This window comes from bacterium, from assembly GCA_035295165.1.
Classification (GTDB): Bacteria; Sysuimicrobiota; Sysuimicrobiia; order Sysuimicrobiales; family Segetimicrobiaceae; genus JAJPIA01.
The window spans coordinates 22,301-41,959 of record DATGJN010000103.1; the positions used below are offsets into that span (position 1 = coordinate 22,301).

The following is a 19,659-nucleotide window of genomic DNA, read 5'->3' on the forward strand; positions in this document are numbered from 1 at the left end:
GCGGAGCCTCTCGTCCATGCTATAATGCTGGCGAGGTGGCCAGAATGCCTGGAAAACGAAATGTTCATGGCTCTCCTGCGTTAAGAACGGTAAGTCCGTTGCTTGACCGGGTCAACGTGCGGTTGCTGCGAGAGCTGCAGCATCACCCGCGGCTCGCGATGTCCACGCTGGCGCGGCGCGTCCGCATGTCGGCGCCGGCCGTGACGGAGCGCGTCCGGCGGCTGGAGGAAGCCGGGGTCATCGCCGGCTACAGAATGGACATTGCTCCGAGCGCCCTCGGCCTGCCGGTCACGGCGTATGTGCGCATACGGCCCACGCCGGGCCAGTTGGCGAAAGTCGCGGAACTCGCGCTGCGGACGCCGGAGGTGGTGGAGTGCCATCGGATCACCGGCGAGGACTGCTTCCTGGTCAAGGTCCACGTCTCGCAGGTCGACCAGCTTGACACCGTGCTCGACCGCTTTCTGGTCTTCGGGCAGACGACGACCTCGATTGTGCAGTCCACGCCCGTGCCGCTCCGGTCTCTCCCGCTTCCCACCGATCGGCCCGAGCACGACTAGGCGGCACCCGCCGCGTCTTGCGCGCGATCCCCCGCGGCGGGCCCGGCGGGCGAACGCATCTGCGGTGGGGAAATCCATGCCGTGGGATCGAACGTGTGAGGCGTCCCGCGCTGCTGTGGTGCCGGGTCCGTTCCGCCATGCGGCGGCGCTCAGAAGGTGAGGGAGGTGCAGATTCGATGAAGCATCGCAGACTCGGCGCGCATGGGCCAACGGTTTCGGCGGTCGCCCTCGGAACGATGGCGATGTCGGGCATTTACGGACCGTCCGACGAGGCCGAGGCGATCGCCACGATTCACCATGCGATCGACATGGGGATCACCCTCGTCGATACCGCGGAAGCGTACGGCGCGGACGGCCACAATGAGACGTTGGTCGGCCGGGCGCTTCGCGACCGACGCGGCAAGGTCGTGCTGTCGACCAAGGTCGGCGGCGGTCCCGAGCTCGGGCGAGGCCGTCCGGAGTACATCCGCCGGGCGATCGACGACAGCCTGCGACGGCTCGGCGTCGAGCACGTGGACGTCTATTCGCTCCACCGGGTCGATCCGACCACGCCGATCGAGGACTCCGTGGGCGCCATGGCGGAGTCGGTGGCGGCCGGCAAGGTGCGCTATCTCGGACTCTCCGAGGCGGGCCCGGATACGATTCGACGGGCGCACGCGGTGCATCCGATCACGTCGCTGCAAAGCGAGTACTCGTTGTGGACGCGCGACCTCGAAGCCGCGGTGCTGCCCGCGAACCGGACGCTCGGCATTGGGCTCATGGCCTACAGCCCGCTCGGGCGCGGGTTCCTTGCCGGTGAACTGCACCGGGCCGCGGATCTGGCGCCGAGCGATCGTCGCCGGGAGCACCCGCGCTTCCAGGGCGACAACTTCCGCCGTAACCTCGAGCTGGCGGACGCCCTCCGCGCGCTGGCTGCCAAACGCGGCGTCACCGCGGGCCAGATGGCGCTCGCGTGGCTGTTGTATCGAGGCGATGATGTCGTGCCGCTGTTCGGCACCCGCAGGCGCGCCCGCATCGACGAGAACATCGCCGCCATCGACGTCGCGCTGACCGCCGAGGAGCTCAGGCGGCTGGACGAGTTGTTCGCGCCGGGGGTCGCGGCCGGGGCGAGATATCCTGAGTCCGCGATGCGCCGGGTGGAGTCGAGCACGCCCTCCCCGCGCTAACCTCCCGGCGTGCGGCGGCCCCCACCGCTCGTCCGCCGACCGGGGGCGCATGGCGCCGGCGGCGCGCGTCAGCGGGGCGGGGCCGGGCGATGCCCGTGCGTCCGCACCATCTGCACTGCCGCGGCGACCAACTCTGCGTTGTCTCGAGCGGGCCGCCCGTCTGCGAGCCACAGCGTGTCCTCCAGCCCGATGCGGATGTCGCGGCCCCGGTCGAGCGCGGCATCCAGCACGGCCCACGTCGCCGCTCCCTCTCCGTGGTGGACGCGCGGCAGTGTGATCCCCGCGGTGTCGAGGACGGCGTCGATCGCCGCCGCGTCCGCAACGGCTGCCCCGGCGTCTTGTGGCTGCACCTCGACGAGGACCCGGAGACAGCGTGACGCCAGGCCGCTTGCCACGAACGCCCGGGCGTCGTCGACGGACCACAGCCCCGCTTCGATCCCGATGCCGCGGCGGGCCAGCGCCGCGCACAGATCGGCGATGCCGGGTTCGGAGACGTTGACGGACGCGAAGTCGGGAAGCACGGTCCAGGACTCGATGAGCCCCGGGCGGGCGTGGGGATCCGGCGCGATCCACGCCGCCGTGCTCAGCCCGACCGGGATCCCCGGGCACGCCTCGCGGATCGCGGCAACGGCGGCGCCGCAGGCCGAGGCGTCCAGCGTCTCGGCCTCGTCGCGACCACGTGGGTGCACGTGCAGGGCCGCGGCGCCCTCGGCGACTGCGGCGCGCGCATCCGCCGCCAGTTCCCGCGGGGTCACCGGCGCCCCCTTGTGCTCCGTGCGCCGCCGGCCTCCGTTCAAGCAGGCCTTCACCACAATGCTGCGTCCCGCTCCGCCGTTCATTGTCCGTGCGTCCTCCGGTCGCGGCCGCGGCACCCGAGCTGCTAGGGGGCGATCCGCGTTCCACGCAGGCAAAAGAACGGGTGGATCCTCTCCGCCGTCGCCTGGAAGCCGACGGTCCTCACGCGCTCGGCGAGAACGGCCGGATGGTAGTACACTTTCACGATCGAGAACGTCCGGCCGTCGAGCAGCGCGCGTTGTTCGTAGATCCCTTCTCGGGCGGGGACCGGATAGTTCGGCAGGTCGTCGCACTGGTCGACGATGAACAGGTGTCCCTCAGGACGCACCGCGCTGCACGTGCGCACGAGAAACGCGTCGACGAGATCCGGCGGCACGTGAGAAAGAAAGAACGCGCTGAACACAAGATCGTACTGCCGGTCGGCCGTCCACTGGAAGAGGTCCGCCTGTCTGTACTCGACCCGTGCATCGGCGATCCGCTGTCGGTTGATCTCCATCATTTCCGGGGAGGCGTCGACCACGGTGACGGTCTCGCCGATCCGCACCAGTTCCTCGGTCCAGTTGCCGGTGCCCGGCGCCAGTTCGAGGACGTCTCGGAGCGGCCCGAGCGCCAGAAGATGCCGTCTGGCGACGGCGAGCGGTCCCGACGAGAGAATCACGTTGTGGTACTCGGGCGCCCGTGCGCTGTAGTAGGTGATTTGCTCTCGGATGACGTCTCGCTCCACAAGAGTATTCTACCAGCCCCGGGGCGAGATGCTCAGGGTGCCGCGCGTGCCGCCAGCCCGTGGCCGGTGCCGACGTTGGGCCCTCCAGGTCATCGCCGCTTCCCGAGCGAAACACCTGTCGAACCGTCGTCGCCCGCGGCGTCGCCGGGAGCCCGGGATGGACGGGGCACACAGGTGCCTGGAGGTGCGGAGCGGTGAAGGTCGTGGTGATCGGCGCGGGGATCGTCGGGGCGTCCGTCGCGTATCGACTTGCTCGGGCCGGGGCATCGGTGACGATCTTGGAGGCGCGCTGGGTCGGGAGCGGCACGTCGTCCGCCAGCCTCGCCTGGATCAACGCCAACAACAAGCCGCCCCGTTCGTACCATGAGCTGAACGCTGCGGGCCTGCGCGCCCACGAGGCGCTCCGCGAGGAGTTCCCCGGGATGTCATGGTGGCACCGGGATGGCAACGTGGAGTGGGCCGTCGACGTCGCCGCACGGACGGCGCTCGGGCGGCGCATCGCGCGGCTGCGCGAGTGGGGGTATGCGGCCGAGGAGATCACCGCGCGGCGGTTGGGCGAGCTCGAGCCCGACATCGATCCCGGGCCGCTCCGCGGCGCGAGCATCGCGTATTTTCCCGAGGAAGGATGGCTCGATCCGGTCGTGTACGCGCACGCGATGGTCGAGGCGGCGATCGGCGCGGGCGCCCGCCTCCTCGTGCACGAGCCGGTTCGGGAGATCCGTCGCACGGGCGAGCGCGTGGTTGGCGTCACGACGGGCGGCGGACAGAGGCACGACGCCGATTGCGTCGTCAACTGCGCCGGCCGATGGGCGAACGACGTCGCCGGGGAGGTCGGGCTCGGCATCCCGCTCGCGCCCACGATGGGTCTGCTCGCCATCACGCCCCCCGTTCCGGTGCGCCTGCGGGTCGTTGTCCACGCGCCATGCTGTCAGGTTCGGCCCGACGGCGGGGGGCGCCTCATGGTGCAGGCGGACGATACCGACGAGATGATGACGCCGGAGACGCTCCCGAGCGCCGCGCTCGAGCCGGCCGCTGACATTGTCCGCCGGGCCGCGCGCCTGCTCCCGGGGATCGAGGGCGTGGGACCCGAGGCGGTGCGCATCGGGACCCGTGCGTATCCCGCCGACGGGTTTTCGGCGGTGGGGCCGCTGCCGGGCGTGACCGGATATTATCTGGCGGTGACCCACAGTGGGGTCACAATGGCGCCGGCGCTCGGGACGATCATCGCGGACGAGATCGTGCTGGACCGGGAGGACGCCCGGCTGGCGACGTTCCGGCCCGGCCGATTCTCGGCGGAGCGCTCTTGAGCGCGGCCCGGCGCACGCCGTGACTCGACGGGCGGCCGGGCGTCATCCGGGCTTCCGCCGGGCCGCGCGCGATCATTGCTCCGTCGTGAGCACGCCGGAGAACCAGACGAGGGACTGTTGGATCCGCTCGAACAGCCGGCTCCCGTGCGTGCCGTCGTGTTCCACGACGTCGTGGCGCACGCCGGCGTCGGCGAGGTGGCGGCTCAGCATGCGGTGCCCGTAGTGGAGCTCGAACTCGTCGTGATAGCCGACGTCGAGTCGAATGCCGAGCAGCCGGCGGAGGTTCGCGAGCCGCGGCTGCCACGAGACGACGGGGTCGTAGCTGAGCCACTTCTCCCAGAGGTCCGGGATGACTCTGCCGCTCGGGAACTCGACCGGCAGGTCCACGTAGAATGGCGGGTTCGCCACGTTCGGCGTGTAGCAGGACGCCAACCCGTAGCAGAACCACGAGTTCAAGTCGCCGTTGATGGGGCCGTTCGGCGGTTCCGGGAAGCGCGAGTTGTAGAAGCGGTAGAACCAGGGCTTGTGGGTGTAGTCGAAGTACGAATCGGCGGACAGGAGCAGCATCGCGCCGAAGACGTCGGGGTTGCGCGAGCCGAGATGCCAGGCGCCCAGGCCGCCGGACGAGATGCCGAAGACGCCTCGACTGTCCCGCTCGGGAATCGTTCGATAAGTGCGATCCACGTGCGCCACGATCTCGCGGGTGACGTACTGCTCGAAGTTGCCGTTGACCGGCGAGTCGACCCACTGGCTGCAGCCCCAGCGGCTCCAGCCGTCCGGCATGATGACGATCATCTCCTCGGCGCCGCGGTTGCGAATCGCGTCGTCGATCACGTCTCCGATCGGCGGGCGGAGCGCCCCGCCTTGCACCTGCGGGCCCTCGATCCAGCCCGTGGCGCGCCGGCCGAACCCGTGGAGGAGGTACGCCACCGGGAATCGCCGTTCCGACCGTGCGTACCCCGGAGGCAGATACACTACGAGGTCTCGGCGCGCGGGATCGCCGATTACATTGCCCGCCAGGTGCCGGCTGTCGATCTGGACAACCTCGATCATCGGTCCGCCTCCTCGCTCCCGGGGCATGCTCCCTGCCGCGTGCCCGCGGAGACACCGGAGGTTTCTTCCGACGGCGCGGGGCCGCCTCCCTGTCGCGGAACGCCCGACACGGCCGACAGGGAAGCCCGCCCGAGTGATGAATGAGTTTCTCCGTCGCATGCTCACGGGAGGCCACGATCGCATGGATCGCAACCTGCGTCCGCACACATCGCACTGGGGCGCCTTCGACGCGGAAGTGACCGACGGCGTCCTGACGAAGATCCGCCCGTTCCGCCTCGATCCCGACCCATCGCCAATCTTGGAGAACATCGTGGACAGCGTTCGGCACGGGACCCGCATCGCGCAGCCGATGGTCCGGGCGGGCTGGCTCGACCGAGGCCCCGGCCCGGACGAGCGCCGCGGCGCGGAGCCGTTCGTCCCGGTCGACTGGGCGACCGCGATCCGCGTGCTCGCCGCCGAGCTGCGGCGGGTGATTGAGGCCCACGGCCCTCAGGCGATCTACGGCGGTTCCTACGGCTGGGCCAGCGCCGGGCGATTTCACCACGCGCAGAGCCAGCTGCACCGGTTTCTGAACTGCCTCGGGGGATTCACGCGATCGATCAATACGTACAGCCTCGGCGCGTCGCGCGTGATCCTGCCCCACGTCATCGGTACCCACGACGATCTGATCACCCGGGGCACCTCGTGGCCCGTGATCGCCGCCCATACGCAGCTCGTCGTGTGCTTCGGCGGCATCCCGCTCAAGAACACCGCGGTCGCCTCTGGCGGTGTGACGCGCCACACCGTGCGTGACCATCTCGGCGACGCCGCGTCGCGGGGGGTGGAGTTCGTTCACGTCAGCCCCCTGCGCGACGACTTACCGGCGTTCCTGGACGCGCAGTGGCTGCCCCTCGTGCCCGGGAGCGACGTCGCCCTGATGCTGGCGATCGCGCACGTGCTCGTCACCGAGGGGCTGCACGATCGTGCGTTTCTCGCACGGTACTGTGTGGGATTCGAGCGGTTCGAGCGGTACGTGCGCGGGCTCGACGACGGACGGGCGAAAAACCCTGAGTGGGCCGAGGCGATCACCGAGATCCCTGCGGAGGTGGTGCGCGCGCTCGCCCGCCGGATGGCGTCCCGGCGCACGCTCGTGACGGTGAGTTGGTCGCTGCAGCGCGCCGATCATGGGGAGCAGGTGCCCTGGATGGGCATCGTGCTGGCGGCGATGCTCGGTCAGATCGGATTGCCCGGCGGTGGGTTCGGCTTCGGATATGGGTCCGTGCACGGGGTCGGCGCGCCGTTCTACGGCGGGTGGCCCGCCCTGCCTCAAGGGAGGAACGCGGTGGACGCGTTCATCCCGGTGGCGCGGATCTCGGACATGCTGCTCCACCCGGGCGAGCCGTTCGACTACGACGGGCGGCGGCTCTCCTATCCTCACGTACGGCTCGTGTACTGGTGCGGCGGCAACCCGTTTCATCACCACCAGGACCTCGGCCGCCTCCGCCGGGCGCTCGGACGTGCCGAGACGATCGTCGTGCACGATCCGTTCTGGACCGCGATGGCCCGCCACGCCGACATCGTCCTGCCGTCGACGATCACGCTGGAACGGAACGACATCGGTGCGTCGCGGAACGAGCCGTATCTCGTGGCCATGCACCAAGCGCTCGAGCCGCACGCCCAGTCGCGCAACGACTACGACATCTTAACCGATCTCGCGAACGTCCTCGGGGTCGGTGAACGGTTCACCGAAGGGCGCAGCGACGAGGCGTGGCTCCGGCACATGTACGATGGGTGGCGCGCGGCGATGGCCAGATCGGGGGTCCACCCGCCGGCGTTCGAGGAATTCTGGCGTGGGGGATACCTGGAGGTGCCGCCGCACGAGGAAGCCGTCGTGTTGTTCGACGCGTTCCGGCGTGACCCGGCGGGATCGCCGCTCGGCACGCCGAGCGGCCGGATCGAGATCTTCTCCGAGACGGTTCACGGGTTTCACTACGACGACTGTCCCGGCCACCCCACGTGGCTTGAGCCCGTCGAGTGGCTCAAGTCTCGGCGCGCCGCTCGGTTCCCGCTCGTGCTGATCGCGAACAACCCCCGAACGCGCCTGCACAGTCAGCTGGATGTCGGCGCGTTCAGCCAGGCGGCCAAGGTCAAGGGTCGGGAGCCGATCCGCATGCATCCCGCCGACGCCGCGTCCCGCGGTATCGCGGCCGGGGATGTGGTGCGTGTCTTCAACGACCGCGGCGGCTGCCTCGCCGGCGCGGTCGTCAGCGAGGACGTCCGCCGTGGGGTCGTGCAGCTGTCGACCGGAGCGTGGTACGATCCCCTCGACCCCGCCGGCGATGAGTGGATGTGCGTGCACGGAAACCCGAACGTGCTGACGCTCGACAAGGGGACGTCGCGGCTGGCCCAGGGCTGCACGGGCCAGCAGACGTTGGTGGAGGTCGAGCGCTGGAACCGTCCCGTGCCGCCGATCAAGGTGCTCGACCCGCCCCCGGTCGAGCGCCGCGCGGAGGTGTAACGTCCGCGACTACTTCCTGCGGACCACGCGCCTCGGGTTCGGGCGCTGGGTGGTCGCCGACCTGCCGGTCGCGGTCGCGCTGTGGAGCGATCCCGTGGTGACGCAGTTCATCGGCGGCGCGCTCTCCCCCGCACAGGTGGAGGAGAAGCTCGCCCGGGAGATCGAGTTGATGCGCACCCACGGCGTCCAGTACTGGCCGCTCTTTCTCCTGCGCACCGGTGAGCACGTGGGGTGCGGCGGACTGCGACCGTACCGACTGGAGGACCGAATCTACGAGATGGGGTTTCATTTTCGGCCAGCGTACTGGGGACAGGGGTTGGCGCAGGAGGCGGGGCGAGGAATTATCGCGTTCGCATTCGAGACGCTCGGTGCCGCGGCCGTCTTTGCCGGCCACCACCCGGCGAACGCGGCGTCGCGGAGGGTGCTCGAGAAGCTCGGCCTGCGCTTCACGCACGACGAGTTCTACCCGCCGACCGGCCTCAGGCACCCGTCCTATCTGCTCACGCGTCCGGAGACCGCACCGCGCGAACCGGCGTAGCGCGTCCCGGCGCGTCTCTGACCGGGGAACGTGCGCCGGTGCTAGCGTCCGGGGCCGGCGACGTCGAGGACGATCGCCAGGGCCAGGCGCGCGGATGCTTCGAGCAGCGCGGGGTCGACGCGATCCACGGTGTCCCTGGGAGTGTCGTAGTCGGGATCGTCCGGCCGCAGTAAGAATACGACCGGCACCCCGATCCGTTCGAAGTTCAGGTGGTCGCTTCCGCCATCGTGGCTCGGGGCCGCGGCGATCCCGAGCTCACCCGCCAGGCGTGTGGCCGTGCGCACGAGCGTGTCGCTGCCGTGGTACGTTGAGAGCAGAAGCCGTTGGCCGACCCCCTCCATGTCCAGGTTGACAAACCCGACGATCGGGTCGGGGCCGTGATGGTCGACGTAGTACGCGGAGCCGTAGAGCCCCTCTTCCTCTGCGCCGAAGAACACGAACCGCACCGTGTCGCCGAGCGGCACAGACTTGAGGACCTCTGCGACGTCGAGCACGACGGCGACGCCGGAGGTGTTGTCGTTCGCGCCCGGCGCACCCTCGACCGTGTCGCGGTGCGCGCCGACGACCAGGACCCGGTGTGTGTCGCGCGTGCCCGGTTTGGTCGCAATGATGTTCCAGGTCGTGCGCTGTTCGTCCGCGGCCTGCACGTTGAGGCGCATCGTCACGGGGCCGGATCGCGCCGCGGCCAGCAGCTGCTGCCCCTCGGCTCCTGAGAGGCCGACGACCGCAATCTTCATGGGAGCGCCGAGCGTTCCGGCGAACTCGCCGGGCTGTGTGTTGTAAATCACGACGCCGACCGCGCCGGCCGCGGCCGCCGCCTCGGCTTTGGCGTGGAACGTCGCGCCGCCGCGCTCGATGAGCGCGATCTTCCCCGCCGCCGCACCGCCGGCGAAATCTTCGGGACGGCCGAGCGCCGCGGCGAACACCTCGGCGGTCGCGCCGGCCGCCGGCGTGGAGCCCGAGTGCTGCAGCACGTGCGGGTGCAGCGCCAGACCGGGCTGCGAGGGCACGGCCAGCGAGACCGTACGCACCGCGAAATACGAGAGCGGAAACGGCTGCCACTCGACCGCGTACCCGTCGCGGGCAAGCTGCCCGGCGATGTACTCGCCCGAGGTCCGGTCCTCAGGCGTGCCGGCGACGTGGGGCCCGATCTTCTGCGCCAGCGCGAGTACGTGCTGGTAGGCACGGGCTCCGGACACGCGCGCCAGCACCGCCGTCGGAAGCTCGGCGCCGGAGGGGACCGCCGGGAGCAGGGCCGCCACCACCAGCGCTGCGATGCCGGTCGCGAGTCGCGCGGGGATTCTCTGGGCGCGGATGGCTGTGGGTTTCATCGCGATCGCCTCCCGGCGAAGCTGTGGATCCTAGTGTAGCATTCCCGAATCGCGCTTCGCAGCGCGCGAGTGGCCACGTCTTCCGCGCGGGTGTGCTGCGGCGACAGGCGGATCGCGAGTCCTGGAAGAACTCTCTCAGCGCGGCCGTCAGGGGTGGGCGAATCGATCTGAGACGTGTCGGCCCGGGAGGCTTGAAGATGGAAGAAGAGATCGAGATTCGGATGGCTGATGGAACCACCGACGCGGTCCTGTATCGGGCGGAGGACGGCCGCCGTCAGCCCGGCGTGATCCATTTACCGACATCGGCGGCATTCGCCCGTCCCACCGCGGCATGGCGCGGCGGCTGGCTGTGCTCGGGTACACCGTGCTAATGCCCAATGTGTTCTATCGGACCGGGCGGCCGCCGGTGCTCGACCTTCCTGCGGGCGCAGGAGACGAGCAGCGAACCAAGCGAATCGCGGAGTTGAGAGCGCCATTGACGCCCGACGCGATGGACCGCGACGTCTCGGCCTACGTCGATTTCCTCGCCGGCGACCGGTCCGTCGGCGAGGGCGGCATGGGCGTCGTCGGGTACTGTTTCGCGGGCGCTATGGCGATGCGCGCCGCCGCGGCGCGCCCCGGCAGAATGGCCGCGGCCGCGTCCTTTCACGGCGGCGGCCTCTTCACCGACACTCCGGCGAGCCCGCACCTCGTGCTGCCGCGCACGAACGCCCGATTGTATTTCGGTCACGCCGTCCAGGACCGCAGCATGCCGGAAGAAGCGATCCACAAGCTGGACCGCGCGCTCGAGGCGTGGGGCGGGAGGTACGAGAGCGAGATCTACGAGGGTGCCTATCACGGGTGGACCGTGCCCGACAACCCGGTCTACAATCGGCCGCAAGCCGAACGTGCGTTTCAGAAGCTGACGGAGTTGTTCGCGAGCACCCTGCGCTAGACGTTCTTGGGCCCCGCGCCGGGTGCGCGGGGCTGACCGGCGATGCGCTGCGGCGTTGCGGGCAGGTCACGGTGCGGGCCGGGGCCGAGAGGGTTCCGGCCCGTGCGGGTGCGGTGTTCAGCTGAGCTGTTTGCGAAATCGCCAGACGCTGAGCGAAACCAGCACCACGGTGAACGCGAGCAGCGCGAGGAAGTTCGGCCAGAGGGCGTCGAGTCCGCTGCCCTTGATCATCGCGCCGCGTGTGATGCGGCCGAAGTGATAGATCGGGTTCAGCACGGTGAGCGGTTGCATCCACTGCGGCATAGCTTCGACCGGCATCAACGCTCCGGAGAGCGACGTGAGCGGTGGGTTGATGAAGAAGATCGTCAACATCGCCTGCTGCGCGGACCGGGTGAAGGTCGCCAGCAGGGTCCCGAGACCGATGCCGGAGAACAGGCAGAGGCCCGAGCCTCCCAACACCACGAGCGCGCTGCCGTGCATCGGCACCTGGAACGCGACGCGAATCAGCCCCAGCGCGAGCAACGCCATCGCGGAGAGCAGGACGAATACCGGCGCGATCTTGGCAAGGATGATCTCGGCCGTGCTCGCCGGGGACATCAGGAGTTGCTCGATCGTCCCGAACTCGCGTTCCTTCAGCATCACCGTGGACGCAATGATGGTGCCGTTGAGGATCAACAGCATGCCGAACACGCCGGTCACGACGAACCACGAGCTCACGAGGCCCGGGTTGAACAGGAAGGCCGGATCGAGCACCACCGTCCCTCGTTCCGTCACCGGTTGGATTGCGATTTGCGGTGCGGGCAGGTGCAGCCCCTGCGAGGCAAGGTCGGCGTTGTATGTTTGAATGACGCCTTCCGCGTACCCTTGGCTAATCTGCGCCGTGTTCACGTTCATCGCGTTGAGGAGGAACTGCACGGTGGTCGGACGACCGCGCACCAGAGCACGCGCGTAGTCGTACGGGATCACCACGCCGGCATCGACCACGCCGCGGCTGATCGCGTCTCCGAGCCCGCCGGCCGAAAGATAGTACCCTGCCAGGCGGAAGCTTTTGCTCTCGGTCAGCACGGCCACTAACTCGCGGCTCTCCGGCGTCCGGCTCTCGTCCACGACCCCCAGGCTCACGTTCGAGACCGTCGCGTTCAGCACCGACCCCAGGAGCAGCAACTGCAGGACCGGCGCCACGGTCAGCGAGATAACGAGGCGCCGGTCGCGAAGGATCTGCCGGAACTCCTTCCCGGCGAGGGCGTGGAACCGGCCGGTGAACAGGATGCGGATGAACGTCCTCACGGCGGCCCGTCAGTCCGTGAGCTGCATGCGGCGCATCGTCCGCCACGCCACGGCGTAGAAGACCGCACCGATCAGCCCGATGATCAGCACTTTGTACCACGTGGCGGCCCACCCGCCTCCCTGGAGGAGGGCGTCGCGGACGACCTCGATGTAGTAGCGTCCCCAGACGAGGTTGGAGATCCAGCGGAGACCGGCCGGGATGTTTGCGATTGGGAACAACAGCCCGGACAGGAGCATCACGAGCAGGAATCCCCCGAACGCCACGGCCTGCATCGCCGCCGCCTGATTGGGGACCGCCGCGCCCACCATCGTGCCGAACGTGGCGACGCAGAACGCATACAACACCGTCGCGACGAGAAACGGCGTGGGATCTCCGGCGAAACTGAGCCCAAAGCTGGTGAACAACAGCACGAGCAGCACGAGGGTCTCGGCCAGCGCCACGGCCATGAACGCGAGGATCTTGCCCAGCAGGAACTCGTGCGCGGAGATGCTGGACACATAGACTTGCAGAATCGTCTTCTGTTCGCCCTCTTTCGCCATCGCGAGCGTGGCCAGGAGGGCAGGGAACATCGAGAGCGCCATCACGAAAATCCCCGGCCCGTAGAACTTGGCCGATGATTCCCCAGGGTTGAACCACAACCTGATCGCCGTCTGCACCGGTGCGGGGCGTGTCGCTCCGGCCGTGCTCGCGTTGTAGGCTTGCACGACCGTCGCGACGTCGCCGGACACGAGCCGGGCCGTGTTGGCGTCCGAGCCGTCGACCAGAAGCTGCACCGGCGCCGGGACGCCTCGCGCGATGTCGCGGCCGAAGTGCGGCGGGATGATCAGCGCGGCGCGGGCGGCGTTCGAGACCAACGCCTGGTCCGGCTGCCGGTCGGCGGGCCACGACACCACGTGGAACGTAATGGAAGCGCGGAGCGCCGCGACCAGGTCGTGCGAGAGCGCCGAATCATCGAGGTCTTGGACGACGATCGGCACGTCGGTCACCGACAGCGAGAACGCCCGGCCGAGCAGCAGCACGAGGATCACCGGCAGGACGAGGGCCAAGGCGAGCGAGAGGCGGTCCCGGAGGAACTGGATCAGCTCTTTGCGGGCCTGCGCCAGCATCCGCGTCATCGATCACGCGCCTCCGTCTCCGCCGACCTTGCCGTCGCGGCGCGCCCGCTCCACGACGCTGATGAAAACGTCCTCCAGCGAGAACCGTCCCTCGCGAGCGTCGATCACGCGCACCCCGTTCGCGCGCAGCACGTCCGTCGTCGTCCGCGTCGCGCGCTCGGCGTCTTCGTCCGTGATGACGTGGAGCCGGTCTCCGAACAGCGACACCCGCCAGGCCTCGGTCTGCTGTTTCAAGACGTCCGCCGCGCGCTGCGGCTGATCGACCCGCAACTCCAGGAGATGGGTGCCGGCCATCTGCCGGCGCCTGATCCCGTCGGGAGAGCCCTCGGCGACGAGTTCCCCGGCCACCATCAGGCCGATGCGGTTGCACTGCTCCGCCTCTTCGAGGTAGTGGGTGGTGACCAAAATCGCCGTGCCGGCGTCGGCTAGGCCGTTGATCATGGTCCAGAATGCGCGGCGGGCGAGCGGATCCACGCCAGAAGTCGGCTCGTCGAGGAACAGCACGCTCGGCTCGTGCATGATGGCGGCGCCGAACGCGACGCGCTGCTTCCAGCCCCCGGGGAGGCTTCCGGTGAGCTCCCGCTCCTTGCCTTCCAGCCCCGAGAACGCGAGGACCCAGCGCCGTTTCTCCTCGCGCTCGCCCTGCGGCACGCCGTAGACGCCGGCGAAGAACTCAAGATTCTGCTCGATCGTCAGGTCGTTGTACAGGGAGAACTTCTGCGACATGTAGCCCACCCGCTGCCGCACGCCGGACGAACGGACGCGGCCGCGCTCCCCCGCGAGCCGCACCTCTCCGTGGGTCGGCGCTAGCAGGCCGCAGAGCATCTTGATCGTGGTCGTCTTCCCCGCGCCGTTGGCGCCGAGCAGGCCGTACACCTCGCCGTACCGCACCTGGATGTGGACGTTGTTGACCGCAGTAAACGCGCCGAATTGTTTCGTCAGGTTCGTGCCCCCGATCGCCACCTGGTCGTGCAACCCACCACGGTCGTGGCGAGCGGGAAAGGGCGCCGCGTGCGGCTCCTGCCCCAGACCGCGCAGCGTTGCCACGAAGGTGTTCTCGAGGGTCGGCGCGTCCACCCGAACGTCTTCGAACGCCACGCCGGCGGCGCGCAGCGCGTCCTCGAGCAGACGCCGCGCCTCTTCCGTCTCCGTGGCGAGCACGTCGAGCCGGTCTCCGAACCGCTGGACGTCGACGATCGCGCGGTCCGGTCCGTTGAGCTCGGACAGGACGCGCTCGGCCTCGTTCAACCGCGTGGTGCGGAGCTCGATGCGTTGCGCGTGCAGCCGCCCCCGCAGGTCCGCCGGCGTGCCGATGTCGCGAATCTCCCCGAGGTACATCAGCGCGACCCGGTGGCATCGCTCGGCCTCGTCGAGATACGGGGTCGCGACGAGGATGGTTAGGCCCTCGGCCGCAAGATGAGCGAGCGTATCCCAGAACTCGCGACGCGAGACCGGGTCCACGCCGGTCGTCGGCTCGTCCAGCAGCAGCACCCGCGGTTCGGGCACGAGCGCGCACGCCAGGGCCAGCTTCTGTTTCATCCCACCGCTCAGCTGCCCCGCGAGGCGCCCGGCGAACTGGTCCATCCCGAACATCCGGAGATAGCGGTCGCCGCGTGCTGTGATCTCGCGTGCGGGGACGTGACGCAGGTCACCGATGTAGCGGATGTTTTCCCTGACCGTCAGGTCTGGGTACAGGCTGAACGTCTGCGTCAGGTAGCCCGTTTCGGCGCGCGCCGCGCGCGCCGGCCGGCCGAACACCTCGGCCGAGCCGCTCGTGGCTTCCATCACCCCGGCGAGGATCTGGAAGGTCGACGTCTTGCCGGCGCCGTCGGGACCGATCAGCCCGAAGATCTCGCCCTGCCGCACCTCGAAGCCGACTCCGCGCACCGCCTCGACGGCGCCGTAGCGCTTCCAGAGGTCCGCGACGTGGATCACCGCGGTCCGGGCCGCCTGCGGGCGCGCGTCTAGCCCGGGCGGCGCGCCGGAGATCACTGGCTGTGCCAGCCCTTCCAACCCTTCGGCCAGTCGCCGCCCGACACGAGGATCTCGCCGTCGGCCGGCATCCCCGGCTTCGCGTACCCGAACGCGCCGCGGAGTTGCAGCTTGATGCCGACGACTTGCTTGACCCGGTCTTCACGGAAGTACGTGTTCTCGGGCGTGAACGTGGCCTGTGGATCGATCCGGAGCACGTAGGCGTCGACGGGTTGACTCGGATTCGAATCGAGATACACGTGCGCCGGCTGACCGATTTTGACCTTGCCGATGTCTCCCTCGGGCACGAACCCGCGGAGGTACACTTGATCGAGGTTGAGGAGGGTCACGATCGCCGTGCCGGCCGTCACGACCTCGCCTGGCTCCGCCGCACGCGTGATCACCGTCCCGCCGAAGGGCGCTCTGATGACGAGATCCTGCCGGTTCGCCTCTGCTTCGGCGAGTTGCGCCCGCGCCTGCGCCACCTGGGCGGCGGCGCTTGCCACGACCGCTCCCTGCTGCACGATCTGCCTCTCCACCGTGGCGCTCGCGGCGCTGCGGATGCCGGGATTGGCGAGGTTCGCTTGTGCGGTGGTCAAGGCGCCGCGGGCGGAGTCGACCTGCCGCTGCGCCGCCGCGACGGCGGCCGCCTGCTGCTCGGCGGCCGTCACGGCCTGGACGCGCTGCTGCTCGGACACGGCGCCCTGTTGCGCGAGATGCGTGTACGCGTCCTTGTTGAAGGCCGCCATCTGGTAGGCCGCCTTTTGCTGCGCGAGATTCTCTTCCGCGGCCGCGAGCTCGGCTTCCGCCTGCCGCACCCGGCCCTGGGCGTCGGTGGCGGCCTGCGCCGTCTGCAACTGATTCTGCTCCAACTGCTCCTGGAGCACGGCGATCTGGTCCCGCGCGGACTGCGCCTGCGCTTCCGCGTTCCGTAGTGCCGCCCGGGCCTGGTCTTCCTGGGCCCGGATCTGACTGTCGTCGAGCGCTGCGATGACGTCGCCGGCGTGCACCGTGTCGCCTTCTCGCACCCGGATCTCCAGGATCTTCCCGGCCACCTTCGGTGCAATCGCGGAGTCGTCGCCCTCGATGCGGCCGCTCAGGGTGACGATCCCGTCCGGCACCAGAGGCGGAGCGAAGAACGTGCGCCAGACGAATACCCCGGCGGCGGCCACCACCGCGAGCAGGATGAGAGGCAGCAGGCGGGGGCGTGTGCGTGCCCGCGCGGCACCGGATTCCGCCGACGGCGCCTGCGAAGGCACTTGGGCGGCGTCGTGTGCGCTCATGTCCGCGTCCTACCTCGTGACGCCGGCGTCGTCCGCCCGTGCTCCGCTTTGAACGCGCGGAGATACGCGAGCGAGAAGTCGGCGATGTGATCCGCGATCCGGTCGACCCGGCCCGGCGTCATCTTGAGCTCCGGCCACAACCGCGCCAGGAGCGGCCGCCCCTGGACGTAGTGGACGGCCTGCCCCATGATGCTGTGGACGCAGAGCCGCGTCGTTTCGTGGTCCCGCGGCAGCCCGAGGATCGTGCCGACGATCTCCCGGAAGCGGTCGTAGAGCGGCCGCAGGGTCTCGTTCACCACGCGGTCCATCGCCGGGGTCGGCTGTGCCCACTCATGCATCAGGATTCGAAACGCCCAGTCCGGGTGGTCCGAGCCGAACACCCCGCGGAGTCTCATCCGCAGGATCTTCCGGAGGAGCTCTTCCGGGGGCACCGCACGATCGGCGATGAGGCGCTCGACGTCCAGGGTGCGGGCAAATCTCCGCAGCACCTCCGTGTACAGGGTGACCTTGTCGCCGAAGTGATAGTTGACCGCGGCGACGTTGGCCCCCGCGCGCAGACAGATCTCACGCACCGTGGCTCCATAGAACCCGCGCTCCGCAAAGATCTGCTCGGCGGCCTCGAGCAGCTTCTCGCGGGTGCCGTCGGAGGTGACGCGGACGGGCATCGTCCCTCGGTCTGACCGTGAGCGATCGACTGTGTCTTTCATTTCAAACATCAGTTTAAATCGTGTGTTTGATCCCGTCAAGGCCCCGATAACATTCTTCCCCGATGCCGGCGCCCGCGGACGCCCTGGTCGCGATGCCGGTGGTGCGCAGGCGTTCGGCGGGCCGGTGCGGAAGGGCACGGCCGCGATGCGGCCATCCCTCGAACTTGTGCTTGCCGGCGGTGATCCGAGGTCACTCGGCCGCGTCGCTGCGGTCGTCCGGCTCGCGCGCAAAGATCCGCGCCGCCTGGCGAGCTGTTTGGCTGCGTGCTGCACCGGGACGAGATCGTCCGGATGCGGGCCGGGGACGCGCTCGAGAAGGTCTGCCGGGACCGGCCCGAGCTGCTGCAACCGTATGTGGAGCGACTGCTCACCAAGGTGTCCGAGGTCAGACAGCCCTCGGTGCAGTGGCACCTCGCGCAGATGCTGGGCGGGCTCGCGCTCAGGCCAGGTCAGCGAGCCCGCGCGGTCCGCCTGCTGAAACGCACCCTCGACGAGTCGACCGACTGGATCGTGACCAACTACGCGCTCGAAACGCTCGCAACGCTCGCAGCCAAGGACCGAGTGCTGCGCCGGAATCTCATCGGACGCCTGCAACGGTACCGCCGGGAGAAACGGAAGTCGATCGCCCGGCGCGCGGAGAGACTGCTGGCGCGCCTGCGCGTGTTCGATGAGTGAGGCATCGAACGGCGCGGCCGGCGCCCGATGCCGACGGTCCGCACCGGCCTGTGCCGCTACACGGCCACGTGCAGCTCCGGTTGCCGCGCCAGGCGCCGCACGGGTGAGGTCATGATTACGACCGCTTGGACGAGGAACCCGAGCGCCGCGATGAGGAGGCAGGCGTCCGTTCCCAACGCGCCGCCCGCGGCGGCACCGATCGCGGCCCCAATCGGCCGGGCGCCGAACGTCGCCGTGGTGATGACCGCCGAGACCCGGCCGAGCAAGTCTCCCGGCGTTACGGATTGCCGGAGCGTGGTCGTGCTGATCGTCCAGAGAATCGGGCCCGCGCCGATCAGGAAGAAACTGATCCCGGCGAGGAGGGGCGACGGAACCCAGATCGTCAGCACCATCACGCCCGCCGCAGCGAGCCCCGCCATCGGCCCGATCGCGACGACGGTCCCGAACGGGAGCGCGCGCGAGATGCGTGCCGCGAAGATCGCGCCGACGACCATGCCGGTGCCGTAGGCACCGAGCGTGATCCCGACAGCGGACGCCGAGAGGCCGAGCCGGTGGACGGCATACGGCACGTACACGGCCTGAAGCACGAAGAACGCGGTGTTGAAGACCACGGCGGTCAGCAGAACGGGCCGGAGCAGCGGATGGCTGAGCACGAACACGCCGCCCTCGCGCAGGCCGTGACAGAAGTGACGGCGCGGGAGCGCCGGCCGAGCTGGTTCGCGAAGTCCGGCGAGCAAGAGCACAGCGCAAATGGAGAGCGCGGCGGCGAACCCAAACGCCGGGGCGGCGCCGGTCCATCCGATCAGCGTGCCGGCCAGCGCGGGGCCGGCGACGAACGCCGTGCTGCGGGCCTGCTCCAACCGCCCGTTCGCCGCGGCGAGCGCCTCGCGCGGCACGAGCGCCGGCACCAGCGACGGAGCGGCGACGCTGTAGGCGACCGTCCCCGCGGCGCCCGTGAAGCCCAGCAGCGCCAGTGTCGGCAGGCTCAATCGGTGGAACACCTCGACTGTCAGGATCCCAACGAGGGAGACGGCGCGCAGCGCCTCGGCGGACGCCATAAGGTGGCGGCGAGAGATGCGGTCGGCCAACACCCCTGCGGGGAAGGACAGCAACAGGAACGGCAGCGTCTGCGCCGCCTGGAGGAGACCCGTCTCGCCGGCTCCGGCGCCGAACGCGAGCACGGCGACGATGGGTGCGGCGGCCAGGCCGAGCTGGTCGGCCGACTGCGCGGCGACGTTGGACCAGGCCAGGCGGTTGAACGCGACCGGAAAGCGAAGGACGAACTGCGAGCGCATCACGGCGGGACCTCCCACGACAGGTCTCGTGGCCGAAGCCACGTCGCCATTATGCGAGCGTCCGCGCGCTCATTCTATCCGGGTCTTGCCGTTGAACTTGCCTGGGGGCCAATGACGATGCGGGATCTCGGTTCAATATCCGGCGGCGAATCTTCGGACGCCCTGGCGCTGGGCGGGAGGATCAGGCGTTAGAAGCCGAGCCGGTGCTTCGCTCGACGCAAGAGGATGATGTGGATCGTCACTGCGGCGATTCCGGCCGCTATCAAGAACAGATTCAACGGCGTGATGGAACGCCTCGCGCGACGCTCGCCGCACCGACCCCACGGAGTGACGGGCGGCATGCGACGCGATGCGGCGTCCTGGGACGTCCGGCCGGCGGCCTGCGTGCGTATCATCTCGTGCAAGAACATAGCAGAGCGCCGG

At 69.4% G+C, this 19,659-nt stretch carries 18 protein-coding genes; 8 read left to right on the top strand and 10 right to left on the bottom strand.

The genetic code is table 11. The features are described 5' to 3' along the window. Positions 1-44 precede the first annotated feature (44 nt). Positions 45-557 carry an Lrp/AsnC family transcriptional regulator gene (locus VKZ50_17450; protein ID HLJ61512.1) on the top strand — a complete coding sequence of 171 codons (513 nt, stop codon included), beginning with the start codon at positions 45-47 and terminating at the stop codon, positions 555-557. A 176-nt stretch (positions 558-733) separates the two neighbouring features. Beyond that, positions 734-1,723 (top strand): aldo/keto reductase, encoded by a 990-nt coding sequence (locus VKZ50_17455; protein HLJ61513.1) that lies wholly within the window; start codon positions 734-736, stop codon positions 1,721-1,723. 68 nt (positions 1,724-1,791) lie between these two features. Here VKZ50_17455 and VKZ50_17460 read toward each other — a convergent pair whose 3' ends face one another. Beyond that, positions 1,792-2,562, bottom strand: a complete 771-nt coding sequence (locus VKZ50_17460; GenBank protein HLJ61514.1) for a 3-keto-5-aminohexanoate cleavage protein — start codon at positions 2,560-2,562, stop codon at positions 1,792-1,794. 41 nt (positions 2,563-2,603) lie between these two features. Further along, positions 2,604-3,242 carry a class I SAM-dependent methyltransferase gene (locus VKZ50_17465; protein ID HLJ61515.1) on the bottom strand — a complete coding sequence of 213 codons (639 nt, stop codon included), beginning with the start codon at positions 3,240-3,242 and terminating at the stop codon, positions 2,604-2,606. A 194-nt stretch (positions 3,243-3,436) separates the two neighbouring features. On the opposite strand from VKZ50_17465, the gene VKZ50_17470 reads away from it, so the two are divergent. Then, positions 3,437-4,549: an FAD-binding oxidoreductase gene (locus VKZ50_17470; protein ID HLJ61516.1), complete on the top strand. Its 1,113-nt coding sequence runs from the start codon at positions 3,437-3,439 to the stop codon at positions 4,547-4,549. 72 nt (positions 4,550-4,621) lie between these two features. Here VKZ50_17470 and VKZ50_17475 read toward each other — a convergent pair whose 3' ends face one another. After that, the gene (locus VKZ50_17475) at positions 4,622-5,602 is read right to left on the bottom strand and encodes an alpha/beta hydrolase-fold protein (protein ID HLJ61517.1); all 981 of its coding nucleotides are present in this window, start codon (positions 5,600-5,602) and stop codon (positions 4,622-4,624) included. Between the two features lie 181 nt (positions 5,603-5,783). Between VKZ50_17475 and VKZ50_17480 the strand changes: the two genes are divergently transcribed. Continuing rightward, on the top strand, positions 5,784-8,099 hold the full coding sequence (locus tag VKZ50_17480; protein ID HLJ61518.1) for a molybdopterin guanine dinucleotide-containing S/N-oxide reductase: 2,316 nt from the start codon (positions 5,784-5,786) through the stop codon (positions 8,097-8,099). Positions 8,100-8,115: 16 nt separating this feature from the next. Continuing rightward, positions 8,116-8,637, top strand: a complete 522-nt coding sequence (locus VKZ50_17485) for a GNAT family N-acetyltransferase (protein ID HLJ61519.1) — start codon at positions 8,116-8,118, stop codon at positions 8,635-8,637. A gap of 41 nt (positions 8,638-8,678) precedes the next feature. Here the strand turns inward: VKZ50_17485 and VKZ50_17490 are convergent, their stop codons facing one another. Continuing rightward, positions 8,679-9,968, bottom strand: a complete 1,290-nt coding sequence (locus tag VKZ50_17490; GenBank protein ID HLJ61520.1) for a M28 family metallopeptidase — start codon at positions 9,966-9,968, stop codon at positions 8,679-8,681. 197 nt (positions 9,969-10,165) lie between these two features. On the opposite strand from VKZ50_17490, the gene VKZ50_17495 reads away from it, so the two are divergent. Both VKZ50_17495 and VKZ50_17500 read left to right on the top strand, forming a co-directional pair. Next, positions 10,166-10,339 (top strand): hypothetical protein, encoded by a 174-nt coding sequence (locus tag VKZ50_17495; protein ID HLJ61521.1) that lies wholly within the window; start codon positions 10,166-10,168, stop codon positions 10,337-10,339. After that, positions 10,318-10,902, top strand: coding sequence for a dienelactone hydrolase family protein (locus VKZ50_17500; protein ID HLJ61522.1), 585 nt, complete (start codon positions 10,318-10,320; stop codon positions 10,900-10,902). Before VKZ50_17495 ends, VKZ50_17500 begins: the two co-directional genes overlap by 22 nt. Before the next feature lie 117 nt (positions 10,903-11,019). Here the strand turns inward: VKZ50_17500 and VKZ50_17505 are convergent, their stop codons facing one another. From VKZ50_17505 to VKZ50_17525, 5 genes are read right to left on the bottom strand one after another with little or no spacing between them, the layout of a single operon-like run. Beyond that, positions 11,020-12,189, bottom strand: a complete 1,170-nt coding sequence (locus VKZ50_17505) for an ABC transporter permease (protein HLJ61523.1) — start codon at positions 12,187-12,189, stop codon at positions 11,020-11,022. Between the two features lie 9 nt (positions 12,190-12,198). Next, on the bottom strand, positions 12,199-13,305 hold the full coding sequence (locus VKZ50_17510) for an ABC transporter permease (protein HLJ61524.1): 1,107 nt from the start codon (positions 13,303-13,305) through the stop codon (positions 12,199-12,201). A 3-nt stretch (positions 13,306-13,308) separates the two neighbouring features. Beyond that, positions 13,309-15,297 (bottom strand): ATP-binding cassette domain-containing protein, encoded by a 1,989-nt coding sequence (locus VKZ50_17515; protein ID HLJ61525.1) that lies wholly within the window; start codon positions 15,295-15,297, stop codon positions 13,309-13,311. Then, the gene (locus VKZ50_17520; protein ID HLJ61526.1) at positions 15,294-16,559 is read right to left on the bottom strand and encodes an HlyD family efflux transporter periplasmic adaptor subunit; all 1,266 of its coding nucleotides are present in this window, start codon (positions 16,557-16,559) and stop codon (positions 15,294-15,296) included. The genes VKZ50_17515 and VKZ50_17520 overlap by 4 nt, the downstream gene beginning before the upstream one ends. Then, a complete protein-coding gene (locus VKZ50_17525) occupies positions 16,556-17,224 on the bottom strand; it encodes a CerR family C-terminal domain-containing protein (GenBank protein ID HLJ61527.1) in 669 nt (222 codons plus the stop codon). The genes VKZ50_17520 and VKZ50_17525 overlap by 4 nt, the downstream gene beginning before the upstream one ends. Before the next feature lie 306 nt (positions 17,225-17,530). On the opposite strand from VKZ50_17525, the gene VKZ50_17530 reads away from it, so the two are divergent. Further along, positions 17,531-17,941 carry a hypothetical protein gene (locus VKZ50_17530; GenBank protein ID HLJ61528.1) on the top strand — a complete coding sequence of 137 codons (411 nt, stop codon included), beginning with the start codon at positions 17,531-17,533 and terminating at the stop codon, positions 17,939-17,941. 56 nt (positions 17,942-17,997) lie between these two features. Here VKZ50_17530 and VKZ50_17535 read toward each other — a convergent pair whose 3' ends face one another. After that, positions 17,998-19,236 carry an MFS transporter gene (locus VKZ50_17535; protein HLJ61529.1) on the bottom strand — a complete coding sequence of 413 codons (1,239 nt, stop codon included), beginning with the start codon at positions 19,234-19,236 and terminating at the stop codon, positions 17,998-18,000. Between the last annotated feature and the right edge of the window lie 423 nt (positions 19,237-19,659).